This window comes from Serratia sp. szju, from assembly GCF_044594185.1.
Lineage (GTDB): Bacteria > Pseudomonadota > Gammaproteobacteria > Enterobacterales > Enterobacteriaceae > Serratia > Serratia bockelmannii.
The window spans coordinates 4180112-4197467 of the sequence record NZ_CP172576.1; the positions used below are offsets into that span (position 1 = coordinate 4180112).

The following is a 17356-nucleotide window of genomic DNA, read 5'->3' on the forward strand; positions in this document are numbered from 1 at the left end:
ATCAACAAGGAGCTTCCGATGAAACTGTTCTATAAAGCCGGCGCCTGTTCGCTGTCCCCGCATATCGTGCTGCGCGAGGCAGGGCTGGATTTTACGGCGGAGAAGGTCGATCTGGCGCAGAAGAAAACCGAGAGCGGCGCCGATTACCTCGCCATCAATCCCAAGGGACAGGTCCCGGCGCTGCTGCTGGACGATGGCAGCCTGCTGACCGAAGGCGTGGCGATCGTACAATACCTGGCGGACCGCGTGCCTGACCGCAACCTGATCCCGGCGGCGGGCACCCTGTCGCGCTACCACGCGATCGAATGGCTGAACTACATCGCCACCGAACTGCACAAAGGGTTCAGCCCGCTGTTCAACCCGAAGACGCCCGAGGAATACAAAACCATCGCGCGCGCCAGGCTGGAGCAGCAGTTCAGCTATCTGGATTCGGTGCTGGCGAAGCAGCACTTCCTGTTGGGGAGCCGTTTCAGCGTGGCTGACGCCTACCTGTTCACCGTGCTGCGCTGGGCATTCGCCCTGCAGTTTGACGTGCGCAAGCACGCCCATCTGGCGGCCTGGTTCGATCGCGTTGCGGCGCGCCCGGCGGTAGATGCGGCGCTGAACGCCGAAGGATTGAAGTAAACACTCGGCCCCGGTGGCTATCGCCGGGGCCCGTTGCACTTACAGTTTTACCGCTTTGAATTCGCTGCGCGGCTGCACGATCCGATCCTGCGCCGCCACTACCTGCAGCTCGTATTCCCCCATCTCCTGAGTCGTCAGCATCACCTCATACACGGCGGCGGTCACGTGCTCCAGCGCTTTATCCAGCGCCTCGCCCTTCAGCAGATCCACCAGCAGCAGACCGCTGGTCAAATCGCCGACGCCGACCGGCTGACGCGCGCCGAAGTCCACCAGCGGCCGGCTGATGTGCCAGGCCTCGTCCGCTGTCACCAGCAGCATTTCGAAACAGTCGGCGTGATAGCCGGCGCGGGCCAGGTGCTTGACCAGCACCAGCCGCGGCCCTTTGGCGATCAGCACGCGGGCGGCCTGCACCGCATCGGCCACGTTGGCGACGGCCATCTGGCTCAGCATTTCCAGCTCCAGCAGGTTCGGCGCCACCATGTCGCTGCACGGCAACGCCTGGCGGCAGTGAAACTCGGCCACGCCCGGCGCCACGATGCAGCCTTTTTCCGGATGCCCCATCACCGGATCGCAAAAATACCAGGCGTTCGGGTTCGCCTGCTTAACCTGACGCACGATCTCCAGAATATGGTCACCCTGCTCCGGCGAACCGATATAACCGCTCAGCACCGCATCACAGCGCTTCAGTTGATCGATATTGGCGATACCCTGCGCGATCTCAGTCAGGTGGCTGGCCGGCATGACGCAGCCGGTCCACTGGCCGTATTGCGTATGGTTGGAGAACTGCACCGTGTTCAGCGGCCAGACGTTGACGCCCATGCGGCGCATCGGAAACTCAGCCGCACTGTTGCCGGCGTGACCAAACACCACGTGCGACTGGATAGAAAGAATGTTTTTCATCGACAGAACTCGTTCGGAATACGGCAGCCGGGCGGCTGCGCAAAAATAAAGGGGCCGCCAGGGCCCCTTACCGTCATTATTCGCTTACTGCCAATCCACCAGGCAGTAGTGTTTCTTGCCGCGACGCAGCAGCGTGTAGCGGCCGAACAGACGATCTGAATCGCTGAAGCGGTATTCGGCATCGGACTGTTTCTCACCGTTGATGGTCACCGCGTTGGAGCCGATCATGGTGCGCGCCTGGCCGCGTGACGGCACCAGTTCGGCATTCACCAACGCCTGCTGCAGATCGGCGTCGCCATCCAGTTTGATGGTCGGCATACCGTCCTGCGCCAGCTGGGCGAAGTCCGCTTCGGTCATGTCATGCAGCGCACCGGAGAACAGGCTCTGGGTGATGCGCTTGGCGGCCGCCAGGCCTTCCGCACCGTGCACCATGCCGGTCACTTCCTCCGCCAGCACGTACTGGGCGCGCGGCGCCTTGCCGCTGTTTTTGTCTTCTTCTTCCAGCGCGTTGATGTCTTCCAGGCTCATGAAGGTGAAGAATTTCAGGAAGCGGTAAACGTCGGCGTCGGCGGTGTTGATCCAGAACTGGTAGAACTTGTACGGGCTGGTTTTTTCCGGCGCCAGCCAGACCGCGCCGCCTTCGGTTTTACCGAACTTGGTGCCGTCTGCTTTGGTGATCAACGGCACGGTCAGGCCGAACACCTGCTTCTGGTGCTGACGACGCGTTAGATCGATACCCGAGGTGATGTTGCCCCACTGGTCGGAACCACCGATCTGCAGCTCCACCTGGTGGCGGTTGTACAGCTCGGAGAAATCGTAGCCCTGCAGCAGGTTATAGGAGAACTCGGTGAAGGAGATGCCGGAGTCGTCGCGATTCAGGCGCTGCTTGACCGCTTCCTTGTTGATCATCTGGTTGACGGAGAAGTGCTTGCCGATGTCACGCAGGAAGGTCAGCACGTTCATGCCGCCGAACCAGTCGTAGTTGTTGGCCGCGATGGCGCTGTTGCTGCCGCAGTCGAAATCGAGGAACGGGGAAACCTGTTTGCGGATCTTCTCGACCCACTCGTTCACCGTATCGGTGGTGTTCAGCTTGCGCTCCGCCGCTTTGAAGCTCGGATCGCCGATGAGGCCAGTGGCGCCGCCCACCAACGCTACCGGCTTGTGGCCGGCCAGCTGGAAGCGCTTCAGGCACAACAGAGGAACCAGATGGCCCAAATGCAAGCTGTCAGCGGTCGGATCGAAACCGCAATACAGTGCAATTGGCCCTTGCGCCAGTCGCTCCGCTAACGCTTCCTCATCCGTAACCTGGGCAACGAGGCCCCGCTCTTGCAGTTGTTTAATCAAGTTGCTGCTTGCCATCAATGACTCCATGTATAAACGAATGCACCTTTGCCGGTACACGGCCTTTCGCCCAGTGGCGAAATAAAAATTCAGGGTAGCGCATAGAATAAAGCGCCGGCGGCGTCAGCACCAGCGCTTAGAGGGGATTTTACGTCTTCAAGGTGCCAGTCGGTCAATTTTCCAGTCATTCCCGTCCCGCTGATACAGGAAACGGTCATGCAGGCGATGGGCGCCGCCTTGCCAGAACTCGACGGAGTCAAATTTCACGCGGAATCCGCCCCAGAAACTCGGCAACGGCACTTCGCCCTGCTGGAACTTTTGCTTCAACTCGAGGAATTTGCTTTCCAGCACGCCGCGCGCGGAAATGCGCGACGACTGCTGCGACACCCAGGCGCCGATCTGGCTGTCCTTCGGCCGGCTGTTGAAGTACTTCAGCACCTCGAGGGTCGACAGGCGCTCCACCTGCCCCAGGAAAATCACCTGACGGTCGAGCATGTGCCAGGGGAACAGCAGGCTGATATGCGGGTTTTGCGCCAGCTGCTGTGCCTTGCGGCTGCCGAGGTTGGTGTAGAACACCAGCCCCTGCTCATCGAAATGCTTGAGCAGCACGATGCGCTGATACGGCTGGCCGTGTTCGTCGACGGTGGCGACGCACATGGCGGTAGGATCGGCCAGGCGCGCGTCGCAGGCCTGTTTCAACCAGCGCTCGAACAGTTCGAGCGGGTTGGCGGTCAGATCGTTGCGGCGCAGGCCGCCTCGGGTATATTCACGGCGCAGGTCCGCAACATCAAACTCATTCTTTTCAATCATCTGGTTTATCGACCAACTGAAAAAATCCGTCGTTACATTCTGCGCCTGCGGCGTCAGGAACTCAATCGCTCCGACGCCGCCGTGACCGTCACTCCGTCAACACGCAGTCGCTCATGACTACCTTACCGTTGCGCTCAAGATAGGCGTTACGATCTTTCGACCAAAAAGTGTATTTACCGTCGCTGTATTTGGCACCGGTCAGCGCCAGCACCTGCTTAAGATGCAGTTGCTCGCCGTCCATCAGCAGGCTGACTTCGCTCGCCTTGCCGTCGAGCCCCACCGTCAGCGGCGTAGTGCCGCACTGGTAGTGCATCGTCTGGCTGCTCTGCGGCAGGATGTAGCTGCAGCCGGACAACGCCAGCGCGCCGGCGACGAAAATGACTTTTTTCATGCTGTTGCTCCTTAGAGAAATCCTTCACAGGTTATCCTAACAGAGCTAACGGCCCCTCAACGGCAAAACCGGATAAATCCCACCCAGCACCGTTTCACGGCTGGCGCCGGTGACCGAAGGCAGGTTGCCGGCCTGGCCGGACAGCGTGCGAAACGCCAGCCAGGCAAAGGCCAGCGCCTCCATGTCGTCTCCGCTGACGCCGCAATCGTCGGTCAGCCCGACCTCCGTGCCCGGCAACAGCGCCGACAGGCGCGCCATCAGCAGCGTGTTGCGCGCTCCGCCACCGCAGACCAGCAGGCGCTCGCACCCGCCGGCCAGTTGTACCTGTTCGCTGATGCTGACGGCGGTCAGCTCTGTCAGCGTGGCCTGCACGTCGACCGGCGCAATCGCCGGCAATCCGGCCAGCTGCCGCTCCAACCAGGCGATATTGAAATACTCTCGGCCGGTGCTTTTCGGCGCCGGTAGCGCAAAGTAAGGGTCCGCCAGCATTTGCTGCAACAGCGGCAAGCAGACTCGCCCCTGCATCGCCCAGCCGCCGTCCTGATCGTAAGGTTGCGCACGGTGACGCCAGACCCAGGCATCCATCAGCATATTGCCCGGCCCGGTATCGAAACCGCGCACCGGCGCACCGGGCAACAGCAGAGAAAGGTTGGCAATGCCGCCGACGTTCAGCACCATACGCCGCTCGACGGGATGCCCCAGCAGCGCCTGATGAAACGCAGGCACCAGCGGCGCGCCCTGCCCGCCGTAGGCCATATCGCGCCGGCGGAAATCGCCGACGGTGGTGATATTGGTCAGCGCGGCGATGCGGTTGTTGTCGCCGAGCTGCATCGAGAAACGCGCGTCGCCTTCCGGTTCGTGCCACACCGTCTGGCCGTGGCAACCGATGGCGGTGATCTGCTCGGCGTCGATGCCGGTTTGCTTCAGCAGGCCAAGCACCGCCTCGCCAAACAGCGTGCCCAGCTGTGCGTCCAATCGGCCGACGGCGGCCAGCGTGGTCTGCTGCCCCTGGCACATCCCCAGGATCTCTTTTTTCAGCGCGATCGGCATCGGATGGCTATAGCTGGCCTGCTGCGCCACCATGCGATCGTCGATCGCGGCCAATACCACATCGATTCCGTCCAGACTGGTGCCGGACATGACGCCTATATAGCGGCCTGACTTCATAGCAACATCCTCTAACCCGCGCGGTAAGCAAATTTCATCCTGACAAATAAACCAGAATTGCCGGATTAACGCCATGAATTATGATGCTTTTTTTACAGGCCGTGAGCCAGGTGCGCCGCGGTGGCACATTTCATGTGTTAAACCGTGCGTTAACCGGCAACGGAATGTCGGTGAGGCTGTCATAAAGGTAAACCGCGGTTTATTATTGGTTGAACAGAGAAAAGTTAAGCTGCGTGCAGCGATGAGGCATGGCGCTGTATCAACTTTCAGCCATACTTTGTCTATCATTTTCACTGAATCTTGCCTGGTGAGCATTGCCAGGTTATGGACTACTACCATCAGGAGTTTTATATGATCAAGCGTCTTCTCGTCGTTGCCGTCGCCGCCGTTACGTTGGCTGGGTGTGCCAATGAATCCATGTCCGGCGATGTCTACTCGTCCTCGCAGGCCAAACAGGTGCAGAACGTCACCTACGGGACGCTGGTTTCCGTGCGTCCGGTGAAAATTCAGGGCGGGGAAGGTTCCAACGCCTTGGGGATGATCGGCGGCGCAGTGATTGGCGGGCTGTTGGGTAACACCGTTGGCGGCGGTACCGGTCGTACGCTGGCTACCGCGGCGGGCGCTATCGCCGGCGGCGCAGCAGGCAACAGCATCGGTGAAGTGGCCGGCCGTACCTCAGGCTACGAGCTGGAAATCAAAACCGACCAGAAAGAGAACATCGTCGTGGTGCAGAAAGCGGGCGACACCAAGTTCAGCCCGGGCCAGCGCGTGCGCATGGCGCGCATGGGCGACACCATCACCGTCTCTCCGCTGTAAGTCAGCCGGCGGCACACGGCAAACCGGAGGCAATCGCCTCCGGTTTTATTTCTGATGCTGTGAAACTGTAATCGTAGAAAATAAGAATATTATTATTTGTTCTGCAGTTCGGTGATATTTTGTTCTAACTTGCCAATCAGCCCTACCAACAGATGCACTTCGTCGGCGGTAATGCCGCTTAAAATCTCACTGCGCGTAGACGTGATCACACTATCGACTTCTCTGATGATCGGATCGGCCGCTTCGGTCAACTTGATGCGCTTCGCGCGGCGATCGTTGGCACAGGTGTGACGCGTGATAAGCCCCTTCTCCTCCAGTTGGTCCAGCGTGCGAACCAGTGACGGTTGCTCGATACCGATCGCCTTGGCCAGCTGGATTTGCGACTGCTCCGGCGGCAAGCGATTGATATTGTGCAACGTAACCCAATGCGTTTGGGTCAGCTCCAACGGCTTGAGCCGGTGATCGATGAGCGCTCGCCAAACACGAACCAATCGTGCTAAATCTGAACCTAATGTTGACTCCACTTACCCCTCCTTATAATTAGCATGCTAACATTACCTCCCAGAGCTTAGACTATTTTGGGTAACTCACATTAAAAACACAAATGTATATAATGTATATTGTGGAAATAACCACTATTTTTAGCCGCTATTGTTTAATCGTTATGCAAATATTCAACATATTCACCCTTAGGGATTGTTAATGTGAATACATCATGGTTACACACCTCATCCCCCTTACCCGATTTGGTCCTGGGGGCATCGCTTTATTTTCCACCTATATTTAAAGCTTTTTTACTAGGACTGGTCTTATGGCTGCTGATTCATCAGCTGCTGAGAGACTGGATGTATTCCGGTGAAATCTGGCATCCCATGTTGATGGACCTGTCCATTTTTGTTCTGACCGTCAGCGGTTCCTTATGGATTTTAGCGAGTTGGTAACCCATGCAGCATAAAACATTAAAATACTTCTCTACGGTGATCGTCTGCGCCATTGCCGTCTGCGCCGGTTGGTGGCTCTGGAATTATTATATGCAATCCCCATGGACCCGTGACGGAAAAGTGCGCGCAGAACTCGTCAATATCACCCCTGAAGTCTCTGGAAGATTAGAGAAAATAAGCGCGAATGACAATCAGTTCGTACCTGCGGGAAGTCTGATTTTTACCCTCGACCCGGTGCCCTACCAGATTGCGCTGGACAATGCCGAGGCCGCGGTGGCAAAAGCGCAATCCGATCTGGCCAAAGCGGACCATGAGGCTGCCCGCCGCCGCGGTTTACCGCGTAACGTTATTTCCGCTGAAGACTTGGACGAGTCCAATTTAGCCGCTCAGGCAATGAAGGCCGCCTATAAAGCCGCCCTGGCCAACCTGGAACAGGCCAAATGGAATTTGAGCAAAACCAAAATTTATGCGCCAACCGACGGTTATATCACCAACCTGCAGGCACGCGTCGGAAACTACGCCAACGCCGGCACGCCCCTGGTGGCGTTGGTGGATGTGCATTCGTTTTATGTGCTCGGATATTTCGAAGAAACCAAGCTGAAGCATATAAAAGAAGGCAATAAAGCGGACATCGTTTTATATAACGGCAACACGCCGCTACAGGGGGAAGTAGAGAGCATCGGACGCGCCATTTACGATCAGAGCGTCGACAGCAGCAACGATCTATTAATGGACGTTAAGCCCAATGTTCCTTGGGTACGTTTGGCCCAGCGTGTGCCGGTGCGGATAAAATTGCTCAACGTGCCCGCCGATTTGACGCTGGTCGCCGGTACCACCTGCACCATTTCGATTCATCAGCGGAACTAAAGTGTGAACCTGCCTTTTCTGGAGTGGAGCCGTACCCCCTGGGGTAAGGCGACCGGCGGCCAATGGCGCTATGCGCTGCGCAACTCGCTGGCGATGTGTCTGGCGTTGTGGGTGGCGTTCGTGCTCGAGCTCGACGAACCCTATTGGGCGCTCACCTCCGCCGCGGTGGTGAGTTTCCCCACCATCGGCGGCGTGATCAGCAAAAGCATCGGCCGCATCTTCGGCAGCCTGGTGGGCGCCGCCGCCTCGGTAGCGATCGCCGGCCACTGTCTGAACGATCCCTGGCTGTTTACGCTGTTCATCGCCGCCTGGATCGGGCTGTGCACCTACGTCTCGAATCATTACCAAAACAACGTCTCTTACGCCTTCGCGCTGGCGGGCTATACCGCCGCCATCATCGCCTTCGGTACGGTCAACGTCACCGATACCCAGCAGATATTCGATATCGCTCAGGCGCGGGTTTGCGAAGTGATCACCGGTATTCTGTGCGGCGGGTTGATGATGATGATCCTGCCCAGCACCTCTGACGGCGAAGCCTTGCTGACCTCGCTGCGGCGCATGCAGCTACGCCTGCTGGAGCACGCCGCCATGCTGTGGCAGCCGGAGGTCACCGCGCAGATGCGCACCTCGCACGAGGGGGTCATCGGCCAGATCCTGACCATGAACCTGCTGCGCATTCAGGCATTCTGGAGCCACTACCGGCTGCGGCGGCAAAATAACCTGCTCAACTATCTGCTGCACCAGCAGCTGCGCATTACCAGCGTCATTTCCAGCCTGCGCCGCATGCTGCTGAACTGGCCGGATCGCCCTGCTAATCTGATGCCGGTGCTGACACAGCTGCTGGACGAGCTGCGCGATCCCGCCACCGATAAATATCGCTTGGCGCGTCTGCTCCAGCAGATCGCCCCGCAAGATGCGACGGACTACCGCCATCGCGCCTTCTGGCTGCGGTTGCGCGATTTCTGTTGGCTTTACCTGCGCTGCAACCGCTGGCTGCTGCGGTTGGAAAGCGCCACGGCGGTCAGCGATCTCCAGCCGCCGCGCGTCACCTCACTGGCGCGCCATACCGACAGCTACGAAGCCGCCTATAACGGCCTGCGCACCTTTTTATGCATCGTGATCGGCTGCGCCTACTGGATCAACACGCAGTGGGACGCCGGCAGCGCGGCGCTAACGCTCACCGCCATCAGCTGCGTGCTCTACTCCTCCACGCCTTCGCCGATCAACAGCGTCAGCACCTTGCTCAAGGCGGTGCTGCTGCTCTCGGTCGCCTGCTTTGTGGTGAAATTCGGTTTGATGATCCAGATTGACGACTTCTGGGTGTTCTGCGCCTTCCTGTTCCCTATCCTGGTGACCATGCAAATGCTCAAGCTGCAGAATCCGCCTTATGCCGCGCTCTGGGGGCAGCTGATCGTCTTCATGGGCTCGTTTCTGACCGTCAGCAACCCGCCGAGCTATGACTACCAGTCCTTTATCAATGACAACATCGGTAAAATCGTCGGTGTATTGCTGGCCGGGTTGGCGTTTCAGATCCTACGCCCCAGTTCGGACAAGCGAAAGAGCCGCCGTATTATCCGCGCGCTGCGGCGCGATTTTATCGATCAGTTGAGCAAAAAGCCGCAGCAGAGCGAAAGCCAGTTCGAATCGCTGATCTACCATCGCATCAGCCAACTCAATCAGAGTCAGGATCAGGAGGCCCGCACCTGGCTGCTGCGCTGGGGCGTGGTGCTGCTCAACTGCAGCCATATCGTCTGGCAGCTGCGCGACTGGCAGACCCGTTCCGATCCGCTGTCGGCGGTGCGCAACGTCTGTATCCACTGCCTGCGCGGCATTATGACGGAGAAAGGCGTGCAGCACAGTTCGCTGGACACCACGCTGCAGGAGCTGCTGCGCATGAGCAACGCGTTGGCGCACCACCCGGAACAGGCGGCGCGCGATCTGGCCGGCCTGATCTGGCGGCTCTACTGCTCACTGCAGCAATTGCAACAGGCGATGGGGCAGCCCGCCGCCGCACCGGCCGTTAGCGGCGGATGATCACTTGACCACGCCGCAGGCGAAGCGTTCGCCGCCACCGCCGAGCGGCTGTGGATGATCCGAATGGTTATCGCCGCCGGCGTGCACCATCAGCGCCTTGCCCTCTATTTCACTGATTTTTTTTAGCCGCGGTGCCAGCACCGGATAGTTTGCCATGCCGTCGGCGGTCACATAGATGGCCGGCAAATCCCCCAGGTGCCCGTCGGCGTACGGCCCGAGGTGTTTCCCGGTCTTTTGCGGGTCGAAATGTCCGCCGGCCGCCAGCGCCGCCACCGCTTTACCTTCCTTCATGCCCGGCTCGCAGCTGCCTTTTTCATGCACGTGGAAACCGTGTACTCCGGCCGGCAACGCTTTCAGGCTCGGCGTGAACAGTAAGCCATACGGCGTTTCGCTGATGACTACCTTGCCGATATCCTGACCGATACCCTGCCCGGTCACCAGATGCATCTCAACGTCAGCTGTCGCCGCCTGAGCCGCGCCACACGCCATCAAGCCGAGCGCCGCATACCAATAACGTTTCATCAATCAGTCTCCTTAATGACTACATCGAGCTATCAGTATAGGAGAGCCTGCGTCGGCACTGTTAACCAACGCACAATCTCGCTAATTTGATTCGCAGGCCTAATATTTAGCACTAATAATAATTCTACCGATGTTGGTCCTCTGACCAGCTGTCGTTCGGCTAACGTTGTTTCCCTGTTTCCACCGCCGACGCATGAGAGTTCACTCCCCGGCCAGGCGGCATACTTCATAAGGAACTGATATGGGCATCTTTAGCTATAAGGATCTGGACGAAAATGCGTCGAAGGCGCTGTTTTCCGACGCCTTGGCCATCTCTACCTACGCTTACCATAATATCGATAACGGCTTCGATGAAGGCTATCACCAGACCGGTTTCGGCCTCGGTCTGCCGCTGACGCTGGTCACTGCGCTGATCGGCAGTACCCAGTCGCAGGGTGGCCTGCCTGGCCTCCCTTGGAACCCCGACTCCGAACAGGCCGCGCAGGAGGCGGTAAACAATGCCGGCTGGTCGGTGATCAGCGCCGCGCAGCTCGGTTACGCCGGCAAAACCGATGCGCGCGGCACCTACTACGGCGAGACAGCCGGTTACACCACCGCGCAGGCCGAAGTACTGGGCAAATATGACAGCGAAGGCAATCTCACCGCCATTGGCATCTCATTTCGCGGCACCAGCGGCCCGCGCGAGTCGTTGATCGGCGATACCATCGGCGATGTGATTAACGATCTGCTGGCCGGGTTCGGGCCGAAAGGCTATGCCGAAGGCTATACGCTGAAGGCCTTCGGCAATTTGCTGGGCGACGTGGCGAAATTCGCTAAGGCCCACGGGCTGAGCGGTGAAGACGTGGTGGTCAGCGGCCACAGCCTCGGCGGGCTGGCGGTCAATAGCATGGCGGCGCAGAGCGACGCCAACTGGGGCGGCTTCTACGCGCAGTCCAACTATGTCGCCTTCGCCTCGCCGACCCAGTACGAAGCCGGCGGTAAGGTGATCAACATCGGCTACGAGAACGACCCGGTGTTCCGCGCGCTCGACGGCACCTCACTGACCCTGCCGTCACTGGGCGTACACGATGCGCCGCACGCCTCCGCCACCAACAATATCGTCAACTTCAACGACCACTACGCGTCGGACGCCTGGAACCTGCTGCCGTTTTCCATTCTCAACATTCCGACCTGGCTGTCGCACCTGCCGTTCTTTTATCAGGACGGCCTGATGCGGGTGCTGAACTCCGAGTTTTATTCACTGACCGACAAGGACTCGACCATCATCGTCTCCAACCTGTCGAACGTGACGCGCGGCAATACCTGGGTGGAAGACCTGAACCGCAACGCGGAAACGCACAGCGGACCGACGTTTATCATCGGCAGCGACGGCAATGATTTGATCAGGGGCGGCAAAGGCAACGACTATCTCGAGGGCCGCGACGGTGACGATATCTTTCGCGACGCCGGCGGCTATAACCTGATCGCCGGCGGCAAAGGCCACAATATCTTCGATACCCAGCAGGCGTTGAAAAACACCGAGGTCGCCTACGACGGCAACACGCTTTACCTGCGCGATGCCAAGGGCGGCATTACGCTGGCGGACGACATCAGCACCCTGCGCAGCAAAGAAACCTCCTGGCTGATTTTCAGCAAAGAGGTGGATCACCAGGTGACAGCAACCGGATTGAAATCGGATGCGGGCCTCAAAGCCTATGCCGCCACTACCACCGGCGGCGACGGCGATGATCTCCTGCAGGCTCGCGGCCACGACGCCTGGCTGTTCGGCAACGCTGGCAACGACACGCTGATCGGCCACGCCGGCGGCAACCTGACCTTCGTCGGCGGCAGCGGCGATGACATCCTGAAGGGCGTCGGCAACGGCAATACCTTCCTGTTCAGCGGGGATTTTGGCCGCGACCAGCTGTATGGCTTCAACGCCACCGATAAACTGGTGTTTATCGGTACCGAAGGCGCCAGCGGGAATATTCGCGACTACGCCACGCAGCAAAACGACGATCTGGTGCTGGCCTTCGGGCACAGCCAGGTCACGCTGATCGGCGTCTCGCTCGATCACTTCAATACCGATCAGGTGGTGTTGGCCTAAGGATCAGCATAAAAAAAAGCCGGGCGCTTTCGCCGCCCGGCTTTCCTCTTTCTGCTCCGCCTTAGGGCACGTCATACCCCAGCGCCGCCTTGCGAATGCGGAACCACTGCTGGCGGTTCAACACCAGTTTCTGCGCCTTCAGCGCCGAGCGCACCCGCTCAATCTTGCCGGAGCCGATAATCGGCAGCGGCGAAGACGGCAGGCGCATCACCCAGGCGTACACCACCTGCTCGATGGTCTCGGCGCCGATCTCTTGCGCCACTCGCTGCAGCTCGTCGCGCAGCGGCTGGAACTCAGCATCGTTGAACAAGCGGCCGCCGCCCAGGCAGGACCAGGCCATCGGCTTGATGCGCAGCTGCTGGCACTGGTCGAGCGTGCCGTCCAGGATCGCCGGTTGGTGAATCGGCGAGATCTCCACCTGATTGGTGACCAGCGAGAACGGCAGGCGCGACTGCAGCAGTTGGAACTGCGCAGGCGTAAAGTTGGAGACGCCAAAATGGCGCACCTTGCCGCTTTTGTGCAGCGCGACAAAGGCTTCGGCCACGTCGTCAGCGTCCATCAACGGATCCGGGCGGTGGATCAGCAACAGGTCCAGGTAGTCGGTATGCAGATGGCGCAGCGACTGTTCCGCGCTCTGTACGATATGATCGCGGTCGGTGATGTAGTGGCCGATCGGGTTGCCGGGCTTGGCGGTGGTGGCGATGCCGCACTTGGTCACCAATTCCAGCGACTGGCGCAGCGCCGGCTTCAGGCGCAGCGCATCGCCGAACGCCTGTTCGCAGGCATAGCCACCGTAGATATCGGCGTGATCGGCGGTGGTGACGCCCAGTTCGACATGCTGTTCGATGAACGTCAGCAGCTGCTGCGGCGACATGCCCCACTCCATCAACCGCCAGTAACCGCAAATCATGCGGGAAAATTCAGGCCCCTGCGGCGCGAGACGAATACGTTCTACCATTGCGAAAACCTCATGACATTAGTTGTCAGTCAGCATACACAAGCCGGTGAGGCACAGGGAAGCGGTAAGCCACACGAACGTGCGGCAGATCAGGAAAGGTTAAAACAGCGACGGCTGCTCAGGCAGCGGCTCGTCAGGCGCTTTATTGGCACGCTGCAGCCGCAGGAAGCGTTGATGGCACAGGCGCAGCACCTCGCGCTTTTGCGCGTCGCTCATGTTCATCCAGCCGAAACGCTCCTCGCGGCTGCGTAGGCAGCCACGGCAGAATCCGCGATCGTCAGCCTGGCAAATGCCGCGACACGGGCTGGGAATGTCGAAAAACTCAAGCTGCTGCGCCACGGGGCTCCTCCTGCGTTCTCTTGCTAATTGAAGACGCCATCGCCGCCGCTGGCAAGTCCCTTTTCGCCATTGCGGCGAAAATAGTCGCGCAAATAGCGCAGCGCCTGGCGGCTTTTCTCCGGCATAGTGCGTTCGAGCGTCAGCGCGTTCAGCCGCAGCGGCGCCGGCCGCCACTCCGGCAACAACAGCAACAGCTCGCCGCGCTGCAGCTCATCGCCAATTTCATACAGCGGCTGAACGGAAATGCCCAGCCCGGCACGGGTAAAGGCGCGCATTACGTTCATGCTCTCACTGACGATCTGCCCTTCCGCCAGCCGCAGCTTAACCTGCTGGCCGGACTGATGCAGCAAGTCCAGATGGGCCCCGCTGTAGCCGCTGGAGATCCAGCGGTGCTGCACCAAATCCTGCGGTTTTTCCGGCACCCCATGCTGGCTGAGATAACGCGGCGCGGCGCACAGCACCATCGGCCACGCCGTCAGCGGATGCGCGATCATATTGGCGTCCGCCAGTTGACGGTTGGCCCGCAGCGCGATGTCGACCCGCTGTTCTATCATGTCGACGATGCGATCGTCCGCCAGCACCCGCAGCGTCAGCTTGGGGTGCGCCTGCAGCAGCGGCGACAATGCCTCCGCCAACGAACGGCCGCCGATGCCGACCGGGGTGGCGATGCGCAGCTCGCCCACCAGCGTATCCCGCAGCTCCGCCAGCCGCTGCTCCGCCTGCTTCGCCTGTTGCAGCATCGCCTCGCAGCCGGGATAGAACGCGGCTCCCGCCTCGGTCAGCGCCAGACGGCGGGTGGAACGATGCAGCAATGGCACCCCGAGCGCCTTCTCCAGCGAGCGCATATGCTGACTGACCGCCGACGGCGTCATGCCCAGACGCCGCGCCGCGCCGGCCAGCGATCCCTCCGCCACCACGGTGGCGAATACCGCCATTCGATTGAGTTTATCCACGATTATGAAGTTTTACTTAATCAAGAAAGCATGAATATGGCACTAATCACGGCTATTGTTAAGGACTAGAGTAGACACCACGCAGCAGGCACATCGGCCTGCCTTACGATACTGAACCTATCCCCGAAGGAGCATACAGATGAAAGTAGCCATTATTGGAGCAACCGGTTTTGTTGGCCGCCGCGTGGTAGATGAAGCGCTGGCTCGCGGTATTCAGGTAACGGCAATCGCCCGCCAGAAAAAAGATTTGCCGGAGCACGCCAATCTGACCATCGCACTGGGCGACGTCGCCGACACCGCCTGGCTGGCGGGGCAGTTGCACGGTCAGGATGCGGTGATCAGCGCCTACAATCCCGGCTGGGGCGAAGACAACCTGTATGAGAAGACTACGCGCGGGGCCCAGCAGATCCTTACCGCTGTCGGGCAGGCAGGCGTCAAGCGCCTGTTGGTGGTGGGCGGCGCAGGCAGCCTGGAAGTGGCGCCGGGCGTTGAACTGGTGGATACGCCACAGTTCCCGGAAAATATCCGCCCCGGCGCGCAGGCGGTGCGCGATCTGCGCAATAAACTGCGCAACGAATCAGCACTCGACTGGACCTATCTCTCGCCGGCCGCCCTGCTGGAGCCGGGCAAACGCACCGGCCAGTTCCGCCTCGGCACCACGCAACTGCTGATGAACGGCGACGCGCCGGCCAGCATTTCGGTGGAAGATCTGGCGGTCGCTATCGTTGATGAGATTGAAAAACCTCAGTTTATTCGCGCGCAATTCACCGCCGCCTACTAAACGGCCCCACCGCCAGGCCATAAGGCCTGGCGGTTTTCACGTATTCTCCGTCGCCAGTATTCTGAATTTCTAAGGTTTTCTTAAGTTTCATCCGGTAGATTTCACGACATTATCTACTTTCAGGATCCCGACATTGGCAATGTGGTTACGTCAACGCTTACAGTGCAACAGCCTCGGTTTTACCCTCGCCACCGCCCTGTTCTTCACTCTATTTCAAAACGCGTTATTCCTGCATCGCGCCTGGTCGTATATCACCTTCGATAGCGTCCACAGCGTGATTTTCGCGGCGAGCATGCCGGTGGTGATCTTTTGTGCGCTGAATATTATCTTCAGCGTGTTGACCGTGCCCTACCTGCGTAAGCCGTTGATCATCTTTTTCTTGCTCGGCAGCGCCGCAGCCAACTATTTCATGTTCAGCTATGGTGTGGTGATCGACGGCAACATGATGCAAAACGCCTTCGAAACCAACCCGCAGGAGGCGACCGCGCTGCTGACGCCGCGCATGGGATTGTGGCTGGCGCTGCTCGGCATTCTGCCGGCGGTAGCGGTCTGCTTCACCCAAATTCGCCAGACTCGCCCCTGGTGGTACATGGTCGGGCTGCGCGCCGCTAACGTCATGCTGTCGTTGGTGGTGATCCTGATCGTCGCCGCGCTGTTCTACAAAGACTACGCTTCGCTGATCCGCAACAATAAAAGCGTGGTGAAGATGTTGACGCCTTCCAACTTCGTGGCCGGCACCATCAAGTTTACCGAACAACGTTACTTCACCCGCAATCTGCCGCTGGTCAAGATCGGTGAAGGCGCGCGTAAAGGGCCGCTGATCGCCAAGCAGACCAAGAAAACGCTGGTGATCCTGGTGGTGGGCGAAACCGCCCGCGCCGAAAACTTCTCCCTCGGAGGTTACGGGCGCGAAACCAACCCGCGCCTGAAGCAGGACGACGTGCTCTACTTCAAGAACGCCAGTTCTTGCGGCACCGAAACGGCGATCTCCGTCCCCTGCATGTTCTCCAACATGCCCCGCAAGGAGTACGACGCGACTCAGGCAACGCATCAAGAAGGTATGCTCGACGTGCTGGCGCATGCCGGCGTCAATGTGCTGTGGCGCGATAATGACGGCGGCTGCAAAGGTGCCTGTGACCGGGTGCCGCACGTGGACATGACCAAGCTGAAACTGCCGCAGGACTGTGACGGTGAGGTTTGCATGGACAACGTGCTGCTGTACAAGCTGAACGACTATATCAATAGTCTGAATGACGACGGCGTGATCGTGCTGCACCAGATGGGCAGCCACGGCCCGGCTTACTACCGCCGCAGCACACCAGAATTCCAGACGTTTTCGCCAACCTGCAACAGCAATCAGATCCAGGATTGCAGCCATGAACAGCTGGTGAACACCTACGACAACTCAATCCTGTATACCGACGCAATGCTCGATGCCACCATCAAGCTGCTGCGGCAGTATGACGATCGGTTCAATACCGCGCTGGTCTATTTATCCGATCACGGCGAATCGCTGGGGGAAAACGGCATGTATCTGCACGGCACGCCTTATGTCTTCGCGCCGAGTCAGCAAACGCACGTGCCTTTCCTGATGTGGATGTCTGCCGACTATCAGCGCAATTTCGGCATTGATCGCCAGTGCCTGAACACGCTGGCGGAAAAGGACGACGTGTCGCAGGACAACCTGTTCCACACCCTGTTGGGCATGCTGAACGTACAGACCCGCGAATATCAATCCCAGTTGGATATCCTGCAGCGTTGCCGCAACGCGGCGTAGCGCTTAACTTCCGTGTGCCACTGGGGCACAATAGTTTGCAGACAACCGG

At 59.4% G+C, this 17356-nt stretch carries 18 protein-coding genes; 8 read left to right on the top strand and 10 right to left on the bottom strand.

What is annotated here, in order from left to right:
• Positions 1 to 18: 18 nt before the first annotated feature.
• Positions 19 to 624 carry a glutathione transferase GstA gene (gstA, locus tag RE418_RS19690; RefSeq protein WP_025302671.1) on the top strand — a complete coding sequence of 202 codons (606 nt, stop codon included), beginning with the start codon at positions 19 to 21 and terminating at the stop codon, positions 622 to 624.
• Positions 625 to 663: 39 nt separating this feature from the next.
• Here gstA and pdxY read toward each other — a convergent pair whose 3' ends face one another.
• From pdxY to anmK, 5 genes are all read right to left on the bottom strand, one after another.
• Positions 664 to 1524: a pyridoxal kinase PdxY gene (gene pdxY / locus RE418_RS19695; protein ID WP_043141216.1), complete on the bottom strand. Its 861-nt coding sequence runs from the start codon at positions 1522 to 1524 to the stop codon at positions 664 to 666.
• Between the two features lie 84 nt (positions 1525 to 1608).
• Positions 1609 to 2883 (bottom strand): tyrosine--tRNA ligase, encoded by a 1275-nt coding sequence (gene tyrS / locus RE418_RS19700; protein ID WP_043141190.1) that lies wholly within the window; start codon positions 2881 to 2883, stop codon positions 1609 to 1611.
• 138 nt (positions 2884 to 3021) lie between these two features.
• Entirely contained in the window at positions 3022 to 3675 is a 654-nt protein-coding gene (pdxH, locus tag RE418_RS19705; protein WP_043141187.1) for a pyridoxamine 5'-phosphate oxidase, read from the bottom strand.
• Between the two features lie 88 nt (positions 3676 to 3763).
• Positions 3764 to 4066 carry an MliC family protein gene (locus RE418_RS19710; RefSeq protein ID WP_043141183.1) on the bottom strand — a complete coding sequence of 101 codons (303 nt, stop codon included), beginning with the start codon at positions 4064 to 4066 and terminating at the stop codon, positions 3764 to 3766.
• 45 nt (positions 4067 to 4111) lie between these two features.
• On the bottom strand, positions 4112 to 5233 hold the full coding sequence (anmK, locus tag RE418_RS19715) for an anhydro-N-acetylmuramic acid kinase (protein WP_025302667.1): 1122 nt from the start codon (positions 5231 to 5233) through the stop codon (positions 4112 to 4114).
• A gap of 351 nt (positions 5234 to 5584) precedes the next feature.
• On the opposite strand from anmK, the gene RE418_RS19720 reads away from it, so the two are divergent.
• Complete coding sequence (locus RE418_RS19720; RefSeq protein WP_025159710.1) at positions 5585 to 6049, top strand: glycine zipper 2TM domain-containing protein; 465 nt, start codon at positions 5585 to 5587, stop codon at positions 6047 to 6049.
• 92 nt (positions 6050 to 6141) lie between these two features.
• Here the strand turns inward: RE418_RS19720 and slyA are convergent, their stop codons facing one another.
• Positions 6142 to 6573, bottom strand: coding sequence for a transcriptional regulator SlyA (gene slyA / locus RE418_RS19725; RefSeq protein ID WP_004931301.1), 432 nt, complete (start codon positions 6571 to 6573; stop codon positions 6142 to 6144).
• 180 nt (positions 6574 to 6753) lie between these two features.
• Between slyA and RE418_RS19730 the strand changes: the two genes are divergently transcribed.
• The 3 genes from RE418_RS19730 to RE418_RS19740 are packed head-to-tail and all read left to right on the top strand — an operon-like array spanning position 6754 to position 9891.
• The gene (locus tag RE418_RS19730) at positions 6754 to 6990 is read left to right on the top strand and encodes a DUF1656 domain-containing protein (RefSeq protein WP_004931303.1); all 237 of its coding nucleotides are present in this window, start codon (positions 6754 to 6756) and stop codon (positions 6988 to 6990) included.
• A gap of 3 nt (positions 6991 to 6993) precedes the next feature.
• A complete protein-coding gene (locus RE418_RS19735; RefSeq protein WP_004931305.1) occupies positions 6994 to 7857 on the top strand; it encodes an HlyD family secretion protein in 864 nt (287 codons plus the stop codon).
• Positions 7858 to 7860: 3 nt separating this feature from the next.
• Positions 7861 to 9891: an FUSC family protein gene (locus tag RE418_RS19740; RefSeq protein WP_399675474.1), complete on the top strand. Its 2031-nt coding sequence runs from the start codon at positions 7861 to 7863 to the stop codon at positions 9889 to 9891.
• Here the strand turns inward: RE418_RS19740 and sodC are convergent, their stop codons facing one another.
• Positions 9892 to 10413 (bottom strand): superoxide dismutase family protein, encoded by a 522-nt coding sequence (sodC, locus tag RE418_RS19745; RefSeq protein WP_025302665.1) that lies wholly within the window; start codon positions 10411 to 10413, stop codon positions 9892 to 9894. It abuts the gene before it with no gap.
• A gap of 241 nt (positions 10414 to 10654) precedes the next feature.
• Between sodC and RE418_RS19750 the strand changes: the two genes are divergently transcribed.
• On the top strand, positions 10655 to 12499 hold the full coding sequence (locus RE418_RS19750; protein ID WP_197823992.1) for a polyurethanase: 1845 nt from the start codon (positions 10655 to 10657) through the stop codon (positions 12497 to 12499).
• 61 nt (positions 12500 to 12560) lie between these two features.
• Here RE418_RS19750 and RE418_RS19755 read toward each other — a convergent pair whose 3' ends face one another.
• The 3 genes from RE418_RS19755 to RE418_RS19765 all read right to left on the bottom strand — a co-directional run bounded on the left by RE418_RS19755 (position 12561) and on the right by RE418_RS19765 (position 14749).
• A complete protein-coding gene (locus RE418_RS19755; RefSeq protein WP_025302663.1) occupies positions 12561 to 13457 on the bottom strand; it encodes an aldo/keto reductase family oxidoreductase in 897 nt (298 codons plus the stop codon).
• A 99-nt stretch (positions 13458 to 13556) separates the two neighbouring features.
• Complete coding sequence (locus RE418_RS19760; protein WP_089180840.1) at positions 13557 to 13796, bottom strand: DUF1289 domain-containing protein; 240 nt, start codon at positions 13794 to 13796, stop codon at positions 13557 to 13559.
• Positions 13797 to 13819: 23 nt separating this feature from the next.
• Entirely contained in the window at positions 13820 to 14749 is a 930-nt protein-coding gene (locus RE418_RS19765; protein WP_025302662.1) for a LysR substrate-binding domain-containing protein, read from the bottom strand.
• A 139-nt stretch (positions 14750 to 14888) separates the two neighbouring features.
• On the opposite strand from RE418_RS19765, the gene RE418_RS19770 reads away from it, so the two are divergent.
• On the top strand, positions 14889 to 15530 hold the full coding sequence (locus RE418_RS19770; protein ID WP_025302661.1) for an NAD(P)-dependent oxidoreductase: 642 nt from the start codon (positions 14889 to 14891) through the stop codon (positions 15528 to 15530).
• Positions 15531 to 15669: 139 nt separating this feature from the next.
• Positions 15670 to 17307: a phosphoethanolamine transferase EptA gene (gene eptA, locus RE418_RS19775; protein ID WP_089180839.1), complete on the top strand. Its 1638-nt coding sequence runs from the start codon at positions 15670 to 15672 to the stop codon at positions 17305 to 17307.
• Positions 17308 to 17356 lie beyond the last annotated feature (49 nt).